Annotated in this window: 18 protein-coding genes and 1 tRNA gene; 1 reads left to right on the forward strand and 18 read right to left on the reverse strand. The window is 43.9% G+C overall.

The window, feature by feature from the left end; translation table 11 throughout:
- Positions 1-296: 296 nt before the first annotated feature.
- The 15 genes from ACYQ0H_RS00005 to ACYQ0H_RS00075 form a co-directional block, all read right to left on the reverse strand.
- Positions 297-683 (reverse strand): hypothetical protein, encoded by a 387-nt coding sequence (locus ACYQ0H_RS00005; protein WP_459810778.1) that lies wholly within the window; start codon positions 681-683, stop codon positions 297-299.
- Positions 684-782: 99 nt separating this feature from the next.
- Positions 783-1916: a recombinase family protein gene (locus tag ACYQ0H_RS00010; RefSeq protein WP_459810779.1), complete on the reverse strand. Its 1134-nt coding sequence runs from the start codon at positions 1914-1916 to the stop codon at positions 783-785.
- Positions 1864-2814, reverse strand: a complete 951-nt coding sequence (locus tag ACYQ0H_RS00015; RefSeq protein WP_459810780.1) for a recombinase family protein — start codon at positions 2812-2814, stop codon at positions 1864-1866. The genes ACYQ0H_RS00010 and ACYQ0H_RS00015 overlap by 53 nt, the downstream gene beginning before the upstream one ends.
- 516 nt (positions 2815-3330) lie before the next feature.
- Positions 3331-3417 (reverse strand) — tRNA-Leu (locus ACYQ0H_RS00020).
- A 97-nt stretch (positions 3418-3514) separates the two neighbouring features.
- Complete coding sequence (locus ACYQ0H_RS00025) at positions 3515-4027, reverse strand: QueT transporter family protein (RefSeq protein ID WP_459810781.1); 513 nt, start codon at positions 4025-4027, stop codon at positions 3515-3517.
- Positions 4028-4097: 70 nt separating this feature from the next.
- On the reverse strand, positions 4098-4961 hold the full coding sequence (gene fba / locus ACYQ0H_RS00030; RefSeq protein ID WP_459810782.1) for a class II fructose-1,6-bisphosphate aldolase: 864 nt from the start codon (positions 4959-4961) through the stop codon (positions 4098-4100).
- A 130-nt stretch (positions 4962-5091) separates the two neighbouring features.
- Complete coding sequence (locus ACYQ0H_RS00035; RefSeq protein WP_459810783.1) at positions 5092-5661, reverse strand: ANTAR domain-containing response regulator; 570 nt, start codon at positions 5659-5661, stop codon at positions 5092-5094.
- Between the two features lie 47 nt (positions 5662-5708).
- Positions 5709-7025 carry a glutamine synthetase family protein gene (locus ACYQ0H_RS00040; RefSeq protein ID WP_459810784.1) on the reverse strand — a complete coding sequence of 439 codons (1317 nt, stop codon included), beginning with the start codon at positions 7023-7025 and terminating at the stop codon, positions 5709-5711.
- Positions 7026-7122: 97 nt separating this feature from the next.
- The gene (locus ACYQ0H_RS00045; protein ID WP_459810785.1) at positions 7123-7845 is read right to left on the reverse strand and encodes a GltB/FmdC/FwdC-like GXGXG domain-containing protein; all 723 of its coding nucleotides are present in this window, start codon (positions 7843-7845) and stop codon (positions 7123-7125) included.
- Between the two features lie 22 nt (positions 7846-7867).
- Positions 7868-9094: an NAD(P)/FAD-dependent oxidoreductase gene (locus ACYQ0H_RS00050; protein WP_459810786.1), complete on the reverse strand. Its 1227-nt coding sequence runs from the start codon at positions 9092-9094 to the stop codon at positions 7868-7870.
- 12 nt (positions 9095-9106) lie between these two features.
- Complete coding sequence (locus tag ACYQ0H_RS00055) at positions 9107-9538, reverse strand: 4Fe-4S dicluster domain-containing protein (protein ID WP_459810787.1); 432 nt, start codon at positions 9536-9538, stop codon at positions 9107-9109.
- 249 nt (positions 9539-9787) lie between these two features.
- Entirely contained in the window at positions 9788-11293 is a 1506-nt protein-coding gene (locus ACYQ0H_RS00060) for a glutamate synthase-related protein (protein ID WP_459810788.1), read from the reverse strand.
- A 30-nt stretch (positions 11294-11323) separates the two neighbouring features.
- Positions 11324-12415, reverse strand: coding sequence for a class II glutamine amidotransferase (locus ACYQ0H_RS00065; RefSeq protein ID WP_459810789.1), 1092 nt, complete (start codon positions 12413-12415; stop codon positions 11324-11326).
- Positions 12416-12879: 464 nt separating this feature from the next.
- Positions 12880-14262, reverse strand: a complete 1383-nt coding sequence (locus ACYQ0H_RS00070) for a glycine--tRNA ligase (RefSeq protein WP_459810790.1) — start codon at positions 14260-14262, stop codon at positions 12880-12882.
- Between the two features lie 106 nt (positions 14263-14368).
- Positions 14369-15484: an SGNH/GDSL hydrolase family protein gene (locus tag ACYQ0H_RS00075; protein ID WP_459810791.1), complete on the reverse strand. Its 1116-nt coding sequence runs from the start codon at positions 15482-15484 to the stop codon at positions 14369-14371.
- 221 nt (positions 15485-15705) lie between these two features.
- Here ACYQ0H_RS00075 and ACYQ0H_RS00080 point away from each other — a divergent pair, with 221 nt between their 5' ends.
- Entirely contained in the window at positions 15706-17004 is a 1299-nt protein-coding gene (locus ACYQ0H_RS00080; RefSeq protein WP_459810792.1) for a GDSL-type esterase/lipase family protein, read from the forward strand.
- Between the two features lie 163 nt (positions 17005-17167).
- On the opposite strand, the gene guaB is transcribed toward ACYQ0H_RS00080, so the two are convergent.
- From guaB to ACYQ0H_RS00095, 3 genes are all read right to left on the reverse strand, one after another.
- Positions 17168-18646, reverse strand: coding sequence for an IMP dehydrogenase (guaB, locus tag ACYQ0H_RS00085; protein WP_459810793.1), 1479 nt, complete (start codon positions 18644-18646; stop codon positions 17168-17170).
- Between the two features lie 193 nt (positions 18647-18839).
- The gene (locus tag ACYQ0H_RS00090; RefSeq protein ID WP_459810794.1) at positions 18840-19661 is read right to left on the reverse strand and encodes a PRD domain-containing protein; all 822 of its coding nucleotides are present in this window, start codon (positions 19659-19661) and stop codon (positions 18840-18842) included.
- 35 nt (positions 19662-19696) lie between these two features.
- Entirely contained in the window at positions 19697-20074 is a 378-nt protein-coding gene (locus ACYQ0H_RS00095; RefSeq protein WP_459810795.1) for a metal-dependent transcriptional regulator, read from the reverse strand.
- Positions 20075-20138: the final 64 nt, after the last annotated feature.

Consider the following 20138-nt stretch of genomic DNA (forward strand, 5'->3'; position numbering starts at 1 on the left):
ATAAGCAGTTAATTAAAATCAATAAAAACCATAAAACGATTTATTTTACGACATCTTTCGACGGGTATCTTTTCGGATACTCGCTTTTTTATTGCCTTATTTTTAACTGTATTTTAATTATATATCAACGGGCTGGGTTTTTCAAGGGGAAATTATTTTAATATAAAGAAATACCGCTTGTATAGAAACAAGCGGTATTTCAATTAGTAGACATATAAAGAGAACATATATATTTTATCATTTCAGCGTAATTTTGTAAATAGACATTATTACCAATTTTATCTAATTTATTTTAGCTATTTCTGCAATTCAGCCTTAACCTCGACTCCGCCTTTGAAAATTATAAGCAGCTCAGTCTTGCTTATAACCTTAATGCATTCGATCAGCTTCCGGATTATGACGTTATCAAAAAATTCAAGCCTTAAGCTTTCATCTTTTATCATATCCATAGCAGAATCAATTTTGCCCTGCGTATCAGCTGATAAACGCATTTTTTCTTTTAAGGCTTCTTTCCGTTCCTTAAGGCTTTGTTCTTCTTGGTAAAGCTTTGCGAATTCACTGTCAAGCTTATCCTCGTCACAGCCGCCGGATGCTATCAGTCCGACCAGATCGTTTCTTGATTTATCGATTTCTTTTAATCGGTTTTCTATCGATATTATTTCATCCTGTCCCTGATATTCCATGACGCTGCCGATATTGGCTTTTAGTATTTCGGCAATCTCATCACGACATCCGAAATACTCATTTACCGCATTCAGAATAGTTTTTTCCAGAACTGTTTCCTATAAAGTAGGCGAGTTCGTACAGTATCTTTTACCGTGTTCCAGACGGCTAATGCACCGCCATACAGCATATCTGTTCCCGTTTGAGTTCCATATCTGCCGCCTGTACGGAGTTCCGCAGCTTCCGCAAATCAGCAGTTCGCTCAAAGCATATTTGCTGCTGTATTTGCCTTGTTCCGTTATGGTCTTGTCGCTGACTTTTCGTTTTGAAGTTCTTCTTGCAAGCTCCTGCTGAACACGGTTATAGGTATCTCTGTCTACGATTGGGGAGTGGTGATCGGTTACAAGATACATGGGACGCTCTCCGTTATTTTTCACTACCTTGTGGGTTATACAGTCAACGGTAAAGGTTTTTTGCAGAAGAGCGTCGCCTGCATATTTTTCATTTTTTAGTATTGACCTTATTATTTCCCTGTGCCATTCCGTATTTCCGTGAGCTGTTTTTCTGCCCAAAAGTGTCAGCCTTTTGGCAATGTCAGTCATGCTGAAGCCGTCAAGGAACAGGTCATATATCATTCTGACTGTTTCAGCTTCTTCAGGAACGATCTCCGGCTTGCCGTCAGCTCCTTTTTTATACCCCAGCAGATGCTTATACTGAAACGGAACTTTACCGTTACGGTACGCTTTTTCTTTACCCCACGAAACGTTTTTACTTATTGATTCCGATTCTGCCTGAGCGAAGCTGCCGTACAGAGCTATCATAAATTCCGAAGTCATTGTTAAGGTGTTGATGTTTTCCTTTTCAAAAATCACTCCGATTCCTAAATCCTTGAGCTGTCTGACATATTGAAGGCAATCCACAGTATTTCTTGCGAATCTTGAAATAGACTTTGTAATTACGAGGTCTATTTTTTTGTTTTTGCACATACGGATCATGCGGTTGAACTCGGTACGCTTCTGAGTCTGAGTTCCGCTGATTCCTTCGTCAGCAAAAATTCCGGCTAACGTCCATTCCTTCTTTTTGTTTATAAGGTCGGTATAGTAAGCTATCTGAACCTGATAGCTGTTTTGCTGTTCCTCCTGCTCGGTGGATACACGGCAGTATGCGGCAACACGAAGTTGATGGTATTTACTGCGGTTTTCAGCTGTCTGCGTTTTCGCAGGAATTATTTTCACATTCGGAGTTGCGTCCATTATTTTCCCTCCTTATTGAAGCAGAATTGTTCTTTTCAGTAGTATTTTTAATTTTTACTCCGTTGATCAGCTCGACCTCTATGGTACAATAATGGCTTATTAAAATCCTGTTTACGCAGTTTTTTAATAAGCCAATATCAAGCGTATTTAGTTGTTCGTGATCTTTAAGAACAGCCTTTATTTCCGCTGTTTTCTGCAGACTATCATTGTAAGTACAGCAATCGTACTTCATCTCAGCCAGTCTGAAAATCTCCGCCTTGACTCTGTCAAAATCCACCAGAGGAGAATCTGTCATCCGATTGACTTCATTCTGTTGACGGAGAATATCGGAAGTGGGGGAGTAGGCGCTGATTTCGTTTTCGCATTCTATTAAGCTTGAATTTGCAATAGCAGAGTTCAGAGCAGTTAATACAGCGCCGATTATCATCTGATCCGTCAGCCGATATTCAAATTTAAAGCAGCCGGGATTTGAGCAGCTCCAGTATTCACGTCCCTTGCCGTTAGTTTTTCTGAAAAGCTTTTCTCCGCATTCAGCGCAGTATGTAAGTTTTCGTACTGCCTGAACATCATCACACATCAGATTAAGCGAAGTTGCTTTCCGTACCCGTTTTTCATTTGCCTGCTTAAAAATATTTTCGTCAATTATTTGCGGATATTTATCAGTTCCGAGATACCTTTCATTTTCTATTATACGCTTGACCATGTTTTTGTTCCATTTTTCAGAATCGGCGGTATATCTGATTTTTTCAGACTCCATCAGCTTTGCGATTTGAAGTAAGCTGCTGCCTTTCAGATATTCGCTGAAAATCGTTGACACAGCATAGACTTCTTTCGGTTCGGTATCTATTTCTCCGTTCCTCATGTAGTACCCAAACGGTAACACTCTGTTTTTAGGCATTTATCTCACTCCTTTCAAGTTATAAGGATACCACAAGGCTTTGCGGAAATCCAGTACCAAAACCAACAAAGAAAAGTCCTGCAATTTGTGCAGGATATCTTCCGTCAGATTTTTTCTTTAAATCTTAATCCGCCGATCAAGTGGAATTCCAGTTCATGCTGATTTATAACAATAATCCTATCAATAATGCTTTCACCTCTATCTACTTTATGTTTTCATAGTTTCAATAAAAAAAGACCATTTTGTTTAACATCACTTTCGTGATATCAGACAAAACGGTCTTATGAATTTTGTATACTATTTTTTATATACACAAAGGCATATCTGAGATTATTTTTCTCAAATATGCCTTTATATTCTGAATTATTTAAATGTCGAGAGTTCGAATCCCGTCAGCCGGTGTTTTTCGGCTTTTTTCATCTATGGTTTTTAACCTCTTTTTTTCGTCATTTGAGTACCAAAAAAGCCCGTAGCTACGGGCTTTAAGGCACTTTCATCTATTTTGTCAGTGTAATATGGTGCGGATAACAGGACTTGAACCTGCACCGAGTTGCCCCGACTGGCACCTGAGGCCAGCGCGTCTGCCTATTCCGCCATATCCGCATATAAATTAAAATCATCTCGAATTTTCTTTCAAGACACCGAATCTTCAAAGAAAATTCGAGCGATTTATACAAGGACAAACTATTGCCTGCCCCAGTTAACTAATTGAATCAGCATTGTGCCCTGCCATTATAAGCTTCATAAACCGCCTGTTCTTTGACAAAGCCTTTATAAGCACAACGCCCAAAACCGATACGCATACAAATTCGCCTAACGCAACCCACGCTGCGCTTGCGAAAAACGGTAAATTTGATACAAGCTTCAGCTCAGCTCCGACAAAAATTCCATTAAATATTACCGGAAAAAGCGAAACCGCAAATAAATTTAACCTGTTCCTGCATACATATATCAGTACTACGGAGATCACCGTCGCTGCCGTTCCTACGACCGTATCTATCAAGCCTACTGTGCTGAATAAATTTGCTATGAAACAGCCGATAGACATTGAAAGAATATAATCCTTGTTGAAAAAGCACAGAAGCACCAATGCTTCGGATACCCTGAACTGAACCTGTCCATAAGCAAGTCCGCTTCCTAAAAGAGTAACGACTACATAAATTGCCGCAACAACGCCTATATTGGTTATACGTCGCGAATTAAAAATCTCCATACTGATTTCTCCTTGTTTTTATTATCGAGTGGTGGTCTGGGTTACACTCGTATTATATTGTATATTAAACTTACGCCTTACCTACAGAACCGAAAAGCTCCATCTTTTCCTTAACGGTAGCCTTAATTGCCTCAAAGCCCGGAGCCAGAAGCTTTCTCGGGTCAAAGCCCTTGCCCTGGAGATCCTTGCCGTCCTCAATATACTTTCTTGTAGCCTCCTGGAACGAAAGCTGACATTCAGTATTTACATTGATTTTTGCAACGCCCAGTGAAATAGCCTTCTTGATCATATCAGCAGGAATTCCTGTACCGCCGTGAAGTACCAACGGCATATCTCCTACTCTTTCCTTAACTGCCGCAAGAGTTTCAAATGAAAGTCCTGCCCAGTTTTCAGGATATTTACCGTGAATGTTTCCGATACCGGCAGCAAGCATTGTTACTCCGAGATCAGCGATCATCTTGCATTCATCAGGATCAGCACATTCGCCTGCTCCGATAACTCCGTCCTCTTCGCCGCCGATCGAACCGACCTCGGCTTCAAGGGATATACCTAAAACGTCACAGGTGTTTACAAGAGCTGTTGTCTTTGCAATGTTTTCTTCAATAGGATAATGAGAACCGTCAAACATAATTGACGAGAATCCGGCATTGATGCAGGCCTTTGCGCCCTCAAAAGAGCCATGGTCGAGGTGAAGAGCAACAGGAACTGTGATATTAAGCTCCTCCAGCATTCCGTTTACCATTCCTACTACCGTCTTATAGCCGCACATATACTTTCCTGCGCCCTCTGAAACTCCCAGAATAACAGGCGAGTTAAGCTCCTGAGCAGTAAGAAGAATAGCCTTTGTCCATTCAAGATTGTTGATATTGAACTGACCTACCGCATAGTGTCCCTCAACGGCCTTAGCCATCATTTCCTTAGTTGAAACCAACATTATAAACACCCTTTCGTCGTGCATTTTTAAACAACAAATATATTATACTCTCTCACAGGTCAAATTGCAACGGATTTTCTCCAATTTAACAATATTGTTATTATATTTTAACACTTTGAACACACAAAAACTATTCGTACATTTTTATTACCTTTAAGGCCACCTCGTTTTTTGTGACCCTAAGATCCATCGCCTGCTTTTCCAGATACCTGTGCGCCTGCTGTTCGGTAAATTTAAGATACTGCATAAGCGCAAGCTTCGCGCGGTTTACATTTCTGATCTCCTCAAGCTTTTTATGAAGCTTTATGTTCTCGTTCTGAAGTCCCAGCAGCCTTTTCCTAGAAGCGTTGACAAACTTCAGCGCCTGATAGAATACCTGCCTGTTCAACGGCTTTGGAATTACCATAACGCCCATATCCTCTACCCTTTCGCTGACAGAATCGGAATTTTCAGACCTGACTATAAGAATACAGCTGGCTACGGTCGAATCGGTAATAAGCTCCGCAAGCTCGTTTCCGTATTCGTCGGAAAGCGGACAATTTATAATAACTGCGTCATAGCTGCCCGATACGGCAATGCGCCTTGCCTCCAAGCCTGAATTTACCGTCGACTGCCTGCATACGGGAAAGGCTTCCTTTATCAGCAAAGCTATGGTCTCGGACGCCTTTTCGCTGCTGGATACGATAAGGACCCTATCCATTCCGACACACCCCCTCATTCTGACTGTTGATCGTTTCCGTCATGAGTTTAAAGTGTGCGGAAATATTTTACCGATTCATACAGCTCTCTGTCCTGAGCTCCTATATATTCCTTCCATGCCGACTTTTTCCGTGAAATATAATAATCCAGAGTTCTTTCAGGAAGATGCTCTCTTAAAAACTCGCTTTTTCCAGCGCAGTTTACCGCTTCCTCAAGACTTGAGGGCAGCCTCTCAAAGCCGGCAAGCGTTTCTGCGTCAGCGCTGTGCAGATCAAAATCGGCAGGACCGCATAATTGTACTTTCTCCGCCGCTCCTTTAAGACAAGCGTATATAAGAAGACCCAGTACAAAATACGGATTGCAGGTGTTGTCAGGAGAACGAAGGATCATTTCATTTTCTTCACTTGCGCTTAACGGCGCTCTCATAAGCTGAGCGTAATTTTTATGAGTCCAGGTAACATATTTCGGTGCAAGATGCTCTCCGAGCCTTGAATATGAATTGGTGGTACTGTTCATAAATAACGTCATAGCACGTATCTCCCTGAGGATACCGGCGATCATGCTCTTTGCTTCTTCAGGAAAATCGGTTTTCGTACTGAATATATTTTTTCCGTTTCTTATACAGGAAAGATAAATATGCAGACCGCTGCCGCATTTGTCCGGCAAAGGCTTCGGCATAAAAGAGGCAAACATTCCGTTTCTTGACGCAACAGACTTAACTACGTTTTTAAAAGTAATAAGATTATCCGCTGCGTTAAGAGCGTTAGAATACTGAAAATCTATCTCGTTCTGCCCCGGCCCCGCCTCATGCCTGGAGCTTTCGGGAACAATATCCATCTGTTCAAGCGTAAGGCAAATATCCCTTCTTAGATTTTCCCCTCTGTCTGCTGGAGCAACGTCGCAGTAGCCGGCGTAATCGTGCGGAATCTTAGTTGGCATTCCGTTCTGGTCAGTTTCAAAAACATAAAATTCGCAGGACGTTCCTATCTGAAAAATATATCCCTTGGAACGAGCGTAATCCATAGCGGTTTTAAGAAAAAATCTTCCGTCGCCGTCAAAGGGCGTTCCGTCGCTGTTTCTGATATTACAGAAAAACCTTACGACCCTGCCCTGCTGAGGTCTCCACGGCAGCAGCGAAAGCGTATTAGGATCGGGGAATAGCAGCAGATCCCCATCGGTAATATTCATAAAACCCTCTACCTTTGAAGCGTCAAAAGCAAGTCCTCTCTCAAAAACCTTTGCAAGCTCCCGAGAAATTACAGAAATTGTTTTCAGCCGCCCGAATATATCGCAGAACATCAGCTTTACAAATTTTACGTCATTTTCCTCAATGAACTGCAGTACCTCTTTTTCAGTATATTTCATACGCTTTTCCTCCTGCCGCCGCAATTTTGCTATAGTTGTGATCCTTTCCTGACTGCTCATAAGCTGCCGAAAATGATCTTTTATTATTATACAACATTTAATTTGCCGTGTAAAGCTGTTTATAAGGATTTTTTGTGTCGGGAGTCAGGACATAGAACCTGCTGTTGATCACCTCGTCCTTATCAATTCCGAACTTTCCGCAAAATTCCGAAATATACTCGTCGATCTCCGCCATATCATTTTCTTCCGCCTCCGCCGCCTTTACCTGAGCCGGAAGATCTTGCGGAAGCGTTTCTGTTCTCAGAAATATTTTTCCGCCGTGCATTCCCGTTCCGCAGAAATTTCCGACGGGAGCTTCGCCCTCTGAATCAAGCCCCAGAACGATAATATATCCTCCCGCCTGATATTCTCCCAAAAATGATCCGGCGCTTCCTCCGATAACAAGCACCGGAATATGCTCCATATACGATTTCATATGGATACCCGCTCTGTAGCCGGCGTTTCCCCTGACGTAGATCCTGCCGCCTCTCATAGCGTAGCCTGTTGCGTCGCCGGACGAGCCGAAAACAGTAATAGTTCCGCTGTTCATAGTATCTCCTGCAGCGTCCTGAGCGTTGCCGTAAACGGTAATATCGCTTCCGTCAAGATATGCCCCCAGAGCGTTTCCCGGAGTTCCGTTTATAATAATATCGCCCCTGCTTCTTCCCGAGGCTATATACCTTTGTCCAAGACAGCTGTCTATTACTATCGGCTCGTCGGTACAGGACTTCAGCTTTTCGTTAAGCTCCTTAAAATGCATTGAACCTGCTGTGATCTTCATAAATTATTCCCCCTTACTGCACTTATCTCGCAAGAAACTCAGCGCGCTTCTTTTTTGAAAAAGCCATAAGCTGAGGTCTGGCTTTTATCAGTTCAAAATCAATGGAATCCAACGGAGTCTTTTTCTTGATAAGACCGGTATAGATCCCCGCTCTTGCAATATCGCCTATCATGATATATCCGACAAGCCTGTTGTCCTTATAAAAGAGCTTCTTGTAGTTCCTGCCGCTTTTTTCGGCATAAACCTCGCCCTCATATGTACCTGCTGTTATCATATGATAGCCGAACATTCCCATTGCGTTCATAGGTATTGCGTTATCATAAAGCTTTTCGCCGCCTGCCATATTTATTCCGGCAGCTTCCCCCTGCAAATATGCGTTGGGCAGAAGCGCAAGTATTCTGCTTGCTCCGGCGGAAATATCGTAGGATTCGGTGCAGTCGCCCGCCGCATAAATATCCTTGACCGAGGTGCGGCATTTCTCATCGGTAACTACGCCTCTGTTTACCTCTGCGCCTGCTTCCCTGAGAAGTGAAACGTTCGGACGTACTCCCACAGCCAACACCAAAATATCAAAATCGATCTCTTTTCCGCTTTTAAGAACCGCCTTGTTTTTACTGAACTCAGCCGCACTGTCGCCAAGACAGAATTTAACTCCCCGCTCCTCGATAAAGCTCTGAACAAGCTGCGCTCCCTCATGATCAAGAACCGATGGCAGTATCCTGTCCGCCATGTCGGCAACGGTAATTTCTCCGACCCTTCCGGCAATTCCCTCTACGCATTTCAGTCCGATAAGGCCTGCTCCTACAACAAGTACCCTGGAATCCGGCTTCAGTTCCTTTTCCAAAGCGTAAGCGTCATCAAGCTTCATAAAGGTGAACTTTTTCTCAACGGTATCCAGTCCCTTAATAACGGGAACAAAGGGAGAAGAACCGGTTGCCGCAAGCAGACTGTCATAACAAATGCACTCGCCTGAATCAAGCCTTACACATTTATTTGCGCTGTCAATGCTTACTGCCGTTTTACCGAGCATTGTTTTGACGTTATTGTCCTGATAGAAGCTGTCGGGACGATACTTCATTCTCTGCTCATCGGTTTTCCCCCACAGCAGATAGGAGATAAGCGGACGTGAATAGGTATGGTACGGCTCGCTTGATATAAGCACGATCTCCGAATCCTTATCGACGCTTCTTATTCCCTCGACGCAGCCTATCGCTCCTGCCGAGTTTCCGATAATAACATATTTACTCATATTTACGCCCCCTTATCTTTCCTCAAAAACTATAGCCTTATTAGGACATCCGGCAACACAGGCGGGCTGTCCGTTTGCATTTTTTATGCACAGCTCGCACTTCTGAACGGCGTGACCGTCGTCGTCCGGCATTATCGCTCCGTACGGACAGGAAAGAATACAGGTAAAGCAGCCGACGCACTTTTCCCTGTCTACCTCGATTATCCCTTCCCTGACCGAAAGCGCACCGGTAATACAGGCCTTAACGCACAGCGGCTCTTCGCAGTGACGGCACTGTACCGCAAAGGCGATCCCGTTTTTCTCCTCGATCCTTATCCGAGGATTGATCTTTACATTTTTCAGCGCCTTGACCATATCGTCCTTGCCTGAGTTTGCGTAAGCGCAGTTATACTCGCAAAGATGACAGCCAAGACACCACTTTTCATTTACATAAATTCGTTTCATAATACTGCCCAACCTTAATCTTAATTATTCTTAAAACCAGCTTCCCGAAGTCCGTCTGAAAACGACCCCCTCTACTAATAGGCGAAAAAGGGGGGAAAGTTGCACGCAAATGTGCAACTATGAACGAAAAAGTTTTTTATTAAAATATAAATCGTTTACTTGCACAAATATATTTTTATAATTTTGTTGGAAATGTCAAAGGCTTTTTTGATTTCCCGAATTTTGTCATGACTGCCGACAATACAAAAATTATTCACCGGCATGCTTTATTCCGAGGATCGAAAGCTCTTTTTCGGTAAGTCCTATTCCCCTTAACATAAGCCTGTTTCCCTTGAGGGCTTCTATAGAATTAATACCCATTCCGCCCATTATTTCCTTTATCTCATGATCCCATGCACGTACAAGATTGACTAGCCTTTTATAGCCGATCTCCGGATTTAGCCTTCTTACAAGATCATCACGCTGAGTAGCGATTCCCCAGTTGCACTTACCTGTCTGACAGGTTCTGCAAAGATGACAGCCGAGCGCAAGAACGGCGGCGGTCGCAATATATACAGCGTCAGCGCCAAGGGCAATTGCCTTTACAACATCCGCTGAAGACCGTATAGAACCTCCTGTAACCACTGAAACGTTATCCCTTATCCCTTCGTCCCTCAGCCGCTGATCTACCGCGGCAAGAGCAAGCTCTATAGGGATTCCGACGTTGTCCCTTATCCTTGTTGGGGCAGCTCCTGTTCCTCCGCGGAAGCCGTCGATAGCGATAATATCCGCTCCGCTTCTGGCAATACCCGAAGCTATAGCCGCAACATTATGAACTGCGGCGATCTTTACGATAACCGGCTTTTCATAGTCTGAAGCCTCCTTGAGCGAATAAACAAGCTGTCTCAGATCCTCTATTGAATAAATATCATGATGAGGAGCAGGGGAAATAGCGTCCGAGCCTTCGGGTATCATTCTTGTCTTTGAAATATCCTCGGAAACCTTGATCCCGGGAAGATGTCCGCCGATACCCGGCTTTGCGCCCTGCCCCATTTTTATTTCAATAGCCGCTCCGGCTTTAAGGTAATCTTTTGAAACGCCGAAACGTCCGGAGGCTACCTGTACTATTGTGTTAGGCCCGTATTTATAGAAATCGGGGTGAAGTCCGCCCTCTCCGGTATTGTAGTAAATTCCAAGCTCCTCTGCGGCTCTTGCAAGGCTTTCATGAGCATTGTAGCTTATAGAGCCGTAGGACATTGCAGAAAACATTATCGGAGAAGAAAGCTCCAGCTGCGGCGAAAGATTATTTATAAGCCTGCCCTTTTCGTCCCTCTCTATCTTCTTCGGCTTTGCGCCCAGAAATACCTTTGTTTCCATAGGCTCTCTCAGCGGGTCGATCGGAGGATTTGTAACCTGCGAAGCGTTGAGCAGTATTTTATCCCAGTAAACAGGATAATTTTTCGGATTTCCCATTGACGAAAGCAGCACTCCGCCCGAACCTGCCTGACGGTATATTTCAGCAATCGTTTCTCCTGTCCAGTTTGAATTATACTTAAACGTGTGGTCTGTATGAACAATTTTAAGCGCTCTTGTCGGACAAAGCGAAACACATCTGTGGCAGTTAACGCATTTTGAATCGTCCGATACCATTTTATCAAGCTCCTCGTCATACGAATGAGCACCGTTAGCGCACTGCCTTTCGCATACTCGGCAGCCGATACATTTATTGTAATCCCTTACTATCTCATATTCGGGATAAAGAAAATCTACAGCCATTTCAATACCATCCCTTCTCACTTAAAAATATCATCTTTTACAGCTGTCAAGCGTGACTATTACCGGTTCTCCGCCTTTCGGGGTCCATATTTTGTCAAGCTCAGGCTCTATAACTCTTACAGCGCACTCCTCGCTTGCCATATATACCCTGTCATCTTTTTCACCGATAACCATTGAACGAAGCTTTAGACGGTCGTTAAGCGCCATCAATCCTCCCTCGAAGCCGAGGATTATTGAAAACGGCCCTGTTATAAGCAGACTAGAAAACGCATTTCTAAGATATTTCGCTCTGTCAGCGTCCTCCTTGCTCATTCTGTCTATCGTAGACCAGAACGGCGCTGCGATTACCTCGGCGCACTCCTCTAAGGTAAGCTTCTGCTTTCTCAGCAGATAGTCAATAATATATGTAATTACCTCGGTATCGGTCTGAAGAGTGCATTTATAGCCGTACATTTCAATATTTCTTCTGTTTGCGTCGTAGCTTGAGATCTCGCCGTTGTGAACTATCGAATAATCCAGCATTGCAAAGGGGTGAGCGCCGCCCCACCAGCCCGGTGTATTGGTAGGATACCTTCCGTGAGCAGTCCAGGAATAGCCCTCGTATTCATCAAGCCTGAAATATTCCCCCACGTCCTCCGGGTAGCCTACAGCCTTGAAAACTCCCATATTCTTTCCGCAGGAGAAAACATACGCTCCTTCGATATTGGCGTTTACATTTATAACGCACCTTGTTACAAATTCCTTTTCGTCAAGGTGTGAATCTTTCAGCTTTGTCGGCAGGGGAGCAACAAAATACCTCCAGATAAGGGGTTCTGCCGTTATCCTATCGCTTTTCCTTACAGGTATCTTTGAAAGGTTTATTATATCAAAATGCTTATCAAGAAATCTCTCGCATTCTTCTCTCGCCTTATTTCCATCATAGAAAACATGAAAAGCGTAATGATCGGCGTACTGCGGATAAATTCCGTAGCCGGCGAACCCTCCGCCCAGACCGTTTGAACGGTCGTGCATAGTAGCTATAGATCTAACTATCTCCGAGCCGTTTATATTTTTACCGCTTTTTGAAATTATCCCCGATATTGCACACCCAGACGGAATTCTGATCTCACCCTCACGCAGCATACAATTTCCTCCTTATAAATTAAATGTATTTACCCGGCTTGCTGACCGGAAATTTCCCGCATACAAAAAAAGACGCACATTAAACAGGCTTATTCAGCCCGTAAAATGAACGTCTTTGTTCTGCGTATGTTATTCTATCATAAATATAAGATTTTGTCAACCCATTTTGCAATATTTTTGATACATCAATTCAAAATTGTGCAAATCATATCATAAATATCTGCTTTTTGTACTGATTTTTGAAAGATTTCTGCAATCCTCCTTCAAATAATAGAAAACCAGCTGCATTATTTTCCCCAATAAAAAGTAAAAACACCCACTACCGAAGCGGATGTTTTTACCCCCTTAATTCACCATAAGAAGCGCAGCAGGTTACCGGCCTGACAACTCGCTCCCATTAGTTTGCTATAATAAAGCAAACCTGCCAGCTATTAAAAGATACAAGATCTTTTAAATCAAATCAATCAGAACTCAAGCTTCTTTTCAATATAAGCTTCAAGCTCCTCAATCCTGATCCTCTCCTGCTCCATTGTGTCACGGTCACGAACCGTTACACAGCCGTCTTCAAGAGAATCAAAATCATAGGTTATACAGATAGGAGTTCCTATTTCGTCCTGTCTGCGATACCTTTTGCCTATTGCACCGGACTCATCATACTCGATAGCAAACTTTTTCGCAAGCTTGCCGTAAAGCTCGAGTGCAGGCTCTTTAAGCTTTTTAACCAACGGAAGAACACACGCCTTTACAGGTGCAAGAGCCGGATGCAGTCGCATTACAGTTCTGGTATCGTTCTTTTCCGCGTCGATAACCTCTTCGTCATAAGCTTCCGTAACTATTGAAAGGAATAGTCTTTCAACGCCAAGAGAAGGCTCGATAACATAAGGTATATATTTTGAATTATCCTCAGGATCAAAATACTCTAAGCTTTTTCCGCTGTGATTCTGATGCTGAGTAAGGTCGTAATCTGTTCTGTCGGCAATGCCCCAAAGCTCGCCCCAACCAAACGGGAAGAGATATTCAAAGTCTGTAGTTGCCTTTGAATAAAAGCAAAGCTCTTCAGGATCGTGATCCCTCAGTCTGAGATTTTCCTCCTTGATACCAAGGTCTATCAGGAAATTCCTGCAATAGGTCCTCCAATACTGAAACCACTCAAGATCTGTACCGGGTTTGCAGAAGAACTCAAGCTCCATCTGCTCAAATTCTCTTACACGGAAAATAAAGTTTCCGGGAGTTATCTCATTTCTGAAAGACTTTCCGATCTGTCCTACGCCGAAAGGTACTTTCTTTCTAGAGGTCCTCTGTATATTTGCAAAGTTAACAAATATGCCCTGCGCCGTTTCAGGACGGAGATACAACTCGGATTTTGAATCCTCGGTAACCCCCTGAAAGGTCTTGAACATTAAGTTAAACTGACGTATATCTGTAAAATCGCTTTTTCCACATTCAGGACAAACAATTCCTTTATCCCTTATGTAACTCATCATCTGCTCATTCGTCCAGCCGGCAACGTTTGTGCCGTCGAAATCTTCAATAAGATTATCGGCTCTGTGACGTGTCTTACAAGCCTTGCAGTCCATAAGCGGATCGGAAAAGCCGCCTAAATGACCGGAAGCCACCCATGTTTCAGGGTTCATAAGGATCGCCGAATCAAGACCTACGTTATATGGGGTTTCCTGAACAAACTTTTTCCACCAAGCCTTCTTGATGTTGTTTTTCAGCTCAACGCCCAAAGGACCGTAGTCCCATGTATTTGCAAGACCTCCGTAAATTTCGCTGCCTGAATAAACAAAGCCTCTGTTCTTACAAAGAGCAACGATTTTATCCATGGTCTTTTCAGAATTCTGCATTATTAATTCTCCTCAATTATCTATCTGTATTATAGTATAACCTATAAATTTCAGTTTGTCAAGGGGTTTTTCAAAATTTTTTAGAATTTTTTATACATATTTTGATTTATTGCCAGATTTGGGTATCCATATTTGAAATATACGCCGTAAGCTCCTCCGCCATTTCATACTGCTCCGACAGTCTTGGGTGACCGGGAGTTGCTTTTCCTGTACGCCTGAACATAAAATGAGAGATCCTTTTATCTCCCTCTGCTTTAAGCCCGCATACTATTTCGTCCACCGCTTTATCCCAGCCCGGATCATGCATAAGCACCGTCAGCAGCATTATAAACTGTGCCTTCGGATACTTTGAACGCAGCTCTTTGATTATTTTTCTGTATCCCGATTTCCAGCGCTCTCTGAACTGAGGGTCATTAATATCGGGATCGCCGTCTTTTTCATTATGCTGATCGTTCTGACCTACGGCAAGAATAACTATATGGGGAGTATACCGAGAAAAATCCCACTCCGAATATCCCCCCTCAGCTTCAGGAAAGTAGCATACCTTATTATACGCCGTTTCCATTCCGATATAGTTGGGAGCGTGATAATAGCCTGTTCCGTCAAAAACCGCAATTCCGCCCTGAGCGATATTGTTAATTTCCGCCCCGAGATTTCTCGCCGTTATCATTGAATAGGAATGCCAAGCGTTATCCCACTGTCCCTCGTTGTTCTCCGGGTCGCATTTCCCCGTATATTCAACAGCCTCACATACCGCTCCTGCCGAAACGGAATCTCCGTAGCACTCTATTCTTCTGCCAGGCTTTGCAGCGGGAGGAAACGCTTCGGCATCCTTATCGACCGCAAAGCCGTAAAAATCAAAATAGTGCGACGCATCCTGACGCTTGAACAGCGTTACTTCATGCTCACCGTACTCAAGGCCTTCGGCAAGAAGCAAAGTAAATTTCTCATGATCAGTATCAAAGCGCACCTTATCCTCTCTGCCGTCTATAATTACTCCAAGTTCCATAATATTGTAAAATCTGTGATTAAAGATCACTGCCGAGATCTGCGTTCCTTTAAATCTGAGAGTTGCCGACATTCCCGCAAATACGAATTTAACAGCTTTTTTATCCGTATATTCCGTTCTTCCCATATAGGAAATATTTTCGTCGTCCGCCGAAATAAGCTTCATATCATTCAGTAACTCCATATTAATCATAATGCCCTGAGCTTCGGGCATTCCTCCTTCCGAACCTATTACATAAACCTTTTTTCTATTTTACTCTCTGCCGTATCCGATGTCAAGAATAGAAATCGTTTTCACAAAAAAGTTCATGCAAAATACAGATTTTTTGTGCAAAACGCTTGCAAATCAGCTGTTTATGATGTATAATAATTTTGCTGTAAATAATTAATACGGGCGTAAAAACAGCCCGAAGCAAAGAAAGGATATATATTGCTATGAAAAAAAAGCTTGCATTCACAGTTGCGCTGATGATGACCGCCATGGCTTTTTCAGGCTGCGGAGGTTCAGATTCAAGCTCTGATTCAGATGACGTAAAAAGCTCGGCGCAGTCCTCCCAGACCAGCGAAAGCGAAGACGATTCCAAGCCGTCGGAGCCTCAGAGCGAACTGAAAGCTCCTGTAAACGACGGAGCTGTAGATATTGCACAGGGCTGTACGGAAAATATGCTGATCCGCTCTGTTCTTAACGAGGGCGATACCTCAAGGCTTGCGCAGAAGCTGAAAAACGCCGTGGACAATCCTAAGGAAACAACTAAGATAACCTTCCTCGGTGACTCGATAACCGCAGGCTCAGTGACCTCTTCAAGCTCAAATCAGTATGTAAACCAGTTCAAGACCTGGTGGGAGGAAAACGTAAGCTACTACGTTGACGTTACCAATGCCGGAATAGGCGCTACCGATTCTTATCTGGGAGTTCACAGGGTTCAGAAAGACGTATTAGACGCTCAGCCAGATATTATTTTTATCGAGTTTATAAACGACGTTGACAACGAATTCTACAAGGCTACGATGGACAGCCTTATCAGAAAGTGCCTGTCAGCCGAAAACAATCCCGCAGTAGTTTTGGTGGAAATGACTATGGAGGATGGTACTTGTCCTCAGAAGGTCCACTCCGAGATCGGTCTTGCATATGATATTCCGATAATCTCATACCATGACGCAGTTCTTCCTGAGGTAGAAGCAGGAAATATCGCATGGAAAGATATTTCACCGGACAATATTCACCCCAACGATCAGGGACATATAATGCTCGGTCAGATGCTTATCAACTTTGCTTCAAAGGTAAAGGAAACTGCGGATTCAGCCGAAGAGCCAAAGCCGTTTGACGCAGAATCCCCCACGGGAGATAAATATGCGGCGGCGGCTATTGCCAACAAGAAGGACGGAGATATTACAGTAAAAGACGCAGGAGCGTTTACAGAGCCCTCTTCCCCGTGGAACTTTGCGGACGGCTGGGCAACAAAAACCGGCGGCTCTGTTACGTTTGAGATGGAATTCAAGAACCTCGGTATGCTGTATTATAAAACAGTTGACGGAAATACAGGCAGCGTGACTGTTAACATCGACGGCGAGGACGTAGGAAACGTAAACGGCGACTTTACAGGCGGCTGGGGCGATTATGCCACAAACAGCGAGCTTTATACTTCGGACACGGCCGCAAAGCACACGGTAACAGTTACGGTCGACGAGAGCGGCGCAAAGAACTTTGAAATACTCGGCTGGCTGATCTCATAGAAAGCGCAGAAGCAAATTACATAGAAATATAAAATACGGAGCATGGATCTAATGACCTGCTCCGTATTTTTTAGTTGTCTGGTATTATTTGACTGCTCCTGCACAAAAGAAATCGGAGAAGGATACTTTAACGGTACCTTTCTCCGATTTTTTTACGTTCAGATCATATCTGCGCCGAATAGTTAGGCGCTTCCTTTGTTATATAAATATCATGAGGATGCGACTCCTTGAGTCCGGCGCCGGTTATCCTTACGAATTTGGCATTTTCGTGCAGAGTCTGGATATCAGGACAGCCGCAGTAACCCATTCCCGAACGGATTCCTCCGACAAGCTGGAAAATAGTATCGGAAACCGCACCCTTGAACGGAACACGTCCCTCTACGCCCTCAGGCACAAGCTTTCTTGCACCCTCCTGAAAGTATCTGTCCTTAGAGCCGCACTGCATAGCCGCAAGCGAACCCATTCCTCTGTATACCTTAAAGGAACGGCCCTGATAAATTTCCATTTCTCCAGGAGCTTCCTCACAGCCTGCAAGCAGAGAGCCGAGCATAACAACGCTTGCTCCTGCGGCAAGAGCCTTTACAATATCTCCCGAATACTTTATTCCGCCGTCTGCAATAACAGGAATATTATGCTTGGACGCAGCGCAGGCAACGTCGTAAACCGCCGTTATCTGAGGAACGCCTATACCTGCAACAACACGGGTAGTACATATTGAACCCGGGCCGATACCTACCTTGAGCGCATCTGCACCTGCGGCGATAAGCGCCTCAGCCGCTTCGGCAGTTGCGATATTTCCTGCAATAACAGGGATATGCGGAAATGCCTCCTTGACCCTTTTAAGACAGGTAACTATATTCTTGGAATGACCGTGAGCAGAGTCGAGAACAAGCACATCGACCTGAGCGTCAATAAGCGCCTTAGCCCTGTCAAGCACATCAGCGGTTACTCCGATAGCTGCGCCGCAGAGAAGCCTGCCGTTCTTATCTCTTGCAGAATTAGGATACTGAACAGCCTTTTCGATATCCTTTATAGTAATAAGGCCCTTGAGCATACCGTTGTCGTCAACAAGCGGAAGCTTCTCGATCTTATGCTTCATAAGTATCTTCTGAGCCTGCTGAAGGTTTGTATTTACGGGGGCAGTAACAAGGTTTTCCTTAGTCATAACATCGGAGATCTTAATATCAAAATCAGTAATGAAACGCAGATCGCGGTTTGTAAGAATACCGACAAGCTTCCCCTTTTCGTCAACAACAGGAACTCCTGAGATCTTATATTTGCCCATAAGCTCGTCAGCCTCGGCAACCGTTCTGTCGCCTGTAAGAGAAAAAGGATTTACTATAACGCCGTTTTCTGAACGCTTAACCTTATCGACCTCTTCGACCTGCTTCTCGACCGTCATATTCTTGTGAATAATACCGATACCGCCCTCTCTTGCGATAGCGATAGCCATTTTTGACTCTGTAACGGTATCCATTGCTGAAGTCATGATAGGGGTATTGAGCATAATATCCCCTGCAAGTCTGGTTTTAAGGTTGATCATATTAGGAGTAACGTCCGATTCTGCGGGAATAAGAAGAACATCGTCAAAGGTAAGTCCTTCCTTTCCGAATTTTTCTTTCATACTGTTTTCATTAAGCATTTTACAACCTCCCACTTCATTTAGCTTTTCACTTCATTTTCTTATTATATTATTCTTAATAATATACACCATTTGCCCGTAAAAGTCAACCAGGGGCAATAAATAAATAATTAACTTTTTATTTCATGCTGAGTCGAACCGACTTGTACTGAAAAACCGCTTCCGGATTCTGACGGAAACGGTTTTTCAAGGCTTATCTCACAAGCCTGTCTATATATAAGGCAAGATACGCCGTATCGTCCTTTGTAATACGGCCCTTATACTTTATCTGGATCATTTTATTGATCTGCTCCGCACAGCGGCAGGCCTCGGGATACCTTTCACTTACAAACCCGTAAAGACCGCTGTCCTCCTCGGAAAAGACTCCGCCGAGAACTGCTCCGGCAAAGCTTTTTATATGGCTTATGAACCGATAGTAGCTTACTCCGGACGTATCAGGCTCAATTTTGAAATACGCCCTTACCATTTCTGAAATATCATTGATAAGCTTAGCCGTTTTCCCGCTCTCTCCTGCGCCGCCGCCCTGAGCGTTTATAAAATGTACGGCTATGAACGCCGCCTCACCGTTTCCGAGACTGTATCCGAAGCTATCGTTCATAAGCTCCACCGCATACTGTCCGAGCCTGAACTCGTCCGGATATATCCTGCAGATCTCAGTCCAGACGGCGTTATCAAGCGTTATTCCCTCCGCCTGACGCCGTATTACTCCGTTTATATGATCGCACAGGGATATATGCAGTGATTCACCGAGCTGTATGCCCGGAAGGATCCTCTCCGCCTCGGAAATTATCTGCTCCGAAAGCCTTAATGCGGCAGGATCAATATCCTCCATAAGTCTGCTGAATTCCTCATACAAACCGCCGTCGGCAAGAGTAAAGTATTTTTCTATTCGGTCTTTAGCTATAATATCTCCCTTTTTCTTCTGAAAGCCAAGTCCGCTGCCCATAGCGACAACCTCTCCCGCTCCGCCGTCAGCTATTACAACGTTATTGTTAAGCACCTTTACTATCTTCATTTCAGCCGCTCCCCCCTAAGAAATAAATATCAGCGTCAGTCTTTCAGATAGCTGTCTACGAAAACGTTAAGCTTTTCAAAGGTCTCATGGCTTATAACGTGTTCGATCTTGCAGGCGTCGGCATTTGTGTTTTCTTCGCTTACCATAAGAACATCTCTCAGAAACCTTGTAATAAGCAGGTGGCGGTCGTAAACCTCTCTCGCTCTGAGATAACCCTGCTTAGTCAGTACGATCTGACCGTCCGGCTCAACGGTAATAAAACCGCTCTCCTTCAGGATCCCCATTGCTCTGCTGACGCTGGGCTTTGAAAAACCCAGTTCTGCCGCTATATCTATAGATCTGACATAGCCGGTCCGCTCATGTAAGATAAGGATCGTTTCAAGATAATCCTCTCCCGATTCCCTGATAGCCATAAATACTGACACCTCGCTTTTATTGTTTTTAGGTTATTATAGCATATATTTATAATAATTGCAA

The sequence above is a fragment of the Hominimerdicola intestinalis genome, from assembly GCF_054655215.1.

What these genes read in the sequence shown, in the direction of transcription:
- ACYQ0H_RS00045 (WP_459810785.1), bottom strand. Translation starts at nt 7,845, where the DNA reads ATGAAGATCACAGCAGGTTCAATGCATTTTAAGGAGCTTAACGAAAAG.
- ACYQ0H_RS00065 (WP_459810789.1), bottom strand. Translation starts at nt 12,415, where the DNA reads ATGCTGCGTGAGGGTGAGATCAGAATTCCGTCTGGGTGTGCAATATCG.
- ACYQ0H_RS00055 (WP_459810787.1), bottom strand. Translation starts at nt 9,538, where the DNA reads ATGAAACGAATTTATGTAAATGAAAAGTGGTGTCTTGGCTGTCATCTT.
- ACYQ0H_RS00050 (WP_459810786.1), bottom strand. Translation starts at nt 9,094, where the DNA reads ATGAGTAAATATGTTATTATCGGAAACTCGGCAGGAGCGATAGGCTGC.
- ACYQ0H_RS00075 (WP_459810791.1), bottom strand. Translation starts at nt 15,484, where the DNA reads ATGCCCGAAGCTCAGGGCATTATGATTAATATGGAGTTACTGAATGAT.
- ACYQ0H_RS00080 (WP_459810792.1), top strand. Translation starts at nt 15,706, where the DNA reads ATGAAAAAAAAGCTTGCATTCACAGTTGCGCTGATGATGACCGCCATG.
- ACYQ0H_RS00070 (WP_459810790.1), bottom strand. Translation starts at nt 14,262, where the DNA reads ATGCAGAATTCTGAAAAGACCATGGATAAAATCGTTGCTCTTTGTAAG.
- ACYQ0H_RS00060 (WP_459810788.1), bottom strand. Translation starts at nt 11,293, where the DNA reads ATGGCTGTAGATTTTCTTTATCCCGAATATGAGATAGTAAGGGATTAC.
- ACYQ0H_RS00090 (WP_459810794.1), bottom strand. Translation starts at nt 19,661, where the DNA reads ATGAAGATAGTAAAGGTGCTTAACAATAACGTTGTAATAGCTGACGGC.
- guaB (WP_459810793.1), bottom strand. Translation starts at nt 18,646, where the DNA reads ATGCTTAATGAAAACAGTATGAAAGAAAAATTCGGAAAGGAAGGACTT.
- ACYQ0H_RS00010 (WP_459810779.1), bottom strand. Translation starts at nt 1,916, where the DNA reads ATGGACGCAACTCCGAATGTGAAAATAATTCCTGCGAAAACGCAGACA.
- ACYQ0H_RS00025 (WP_459810781.1), bottom strand. Translation starts at nt 4,027, where the DNA reads ATGGAGATTTTTAATTCGCGACGTATAACCAATATAGGCGTTGTTGCG.
- ACYQ0H_RS00015 (WP_459810780.1), bottom strand. Translation starts at nt 2,814, where the DNA reads ATGCCTAAAAACAGAGTGTTACCGTTTGGGTACTACATGAGGAACGGA.
- ACYQ0H_RS00095 (WP_459810795.1), bottom strand. Translation starts at nt 20,074, where the DNA reads ATGGCTATCAGGGAATCGGGAGAGGATTATCTTGAAACGATCCTTATC.
- ACYQ0H_RS00035 (WP_459810783.1), bottom strand. Translation starts at nt 5,661, where the DNA reads ATGGATAGGGTCCTTATCGTATCCAGCAGCGAAAAGGCGTCCGAGACC.
- fba (WP_459810782.1), bottom strand. Translation starts at nt 4,961, where the DNA reads ATGTTGGTTTCAACTAAGGAAATGATGGCTAAGGCCGTTGAGGGACAC.
- ACYQ0H_RS00005 (WP_459810778.1), bottom strand. Translation starts at nt 683, where the DNA reads ATGGAATATCAGGGACAGGATGAAATAATATCGATAGAAAACCGATTA.
- ACYQ0H_RS00040 (WP_459810784.1), bottom strand. Translation starts at nt 7,025, where the DNA reads ATGAAATATACTGAAAAAGAGGTACTGCAGTTCATTGAGGAAAATGAC.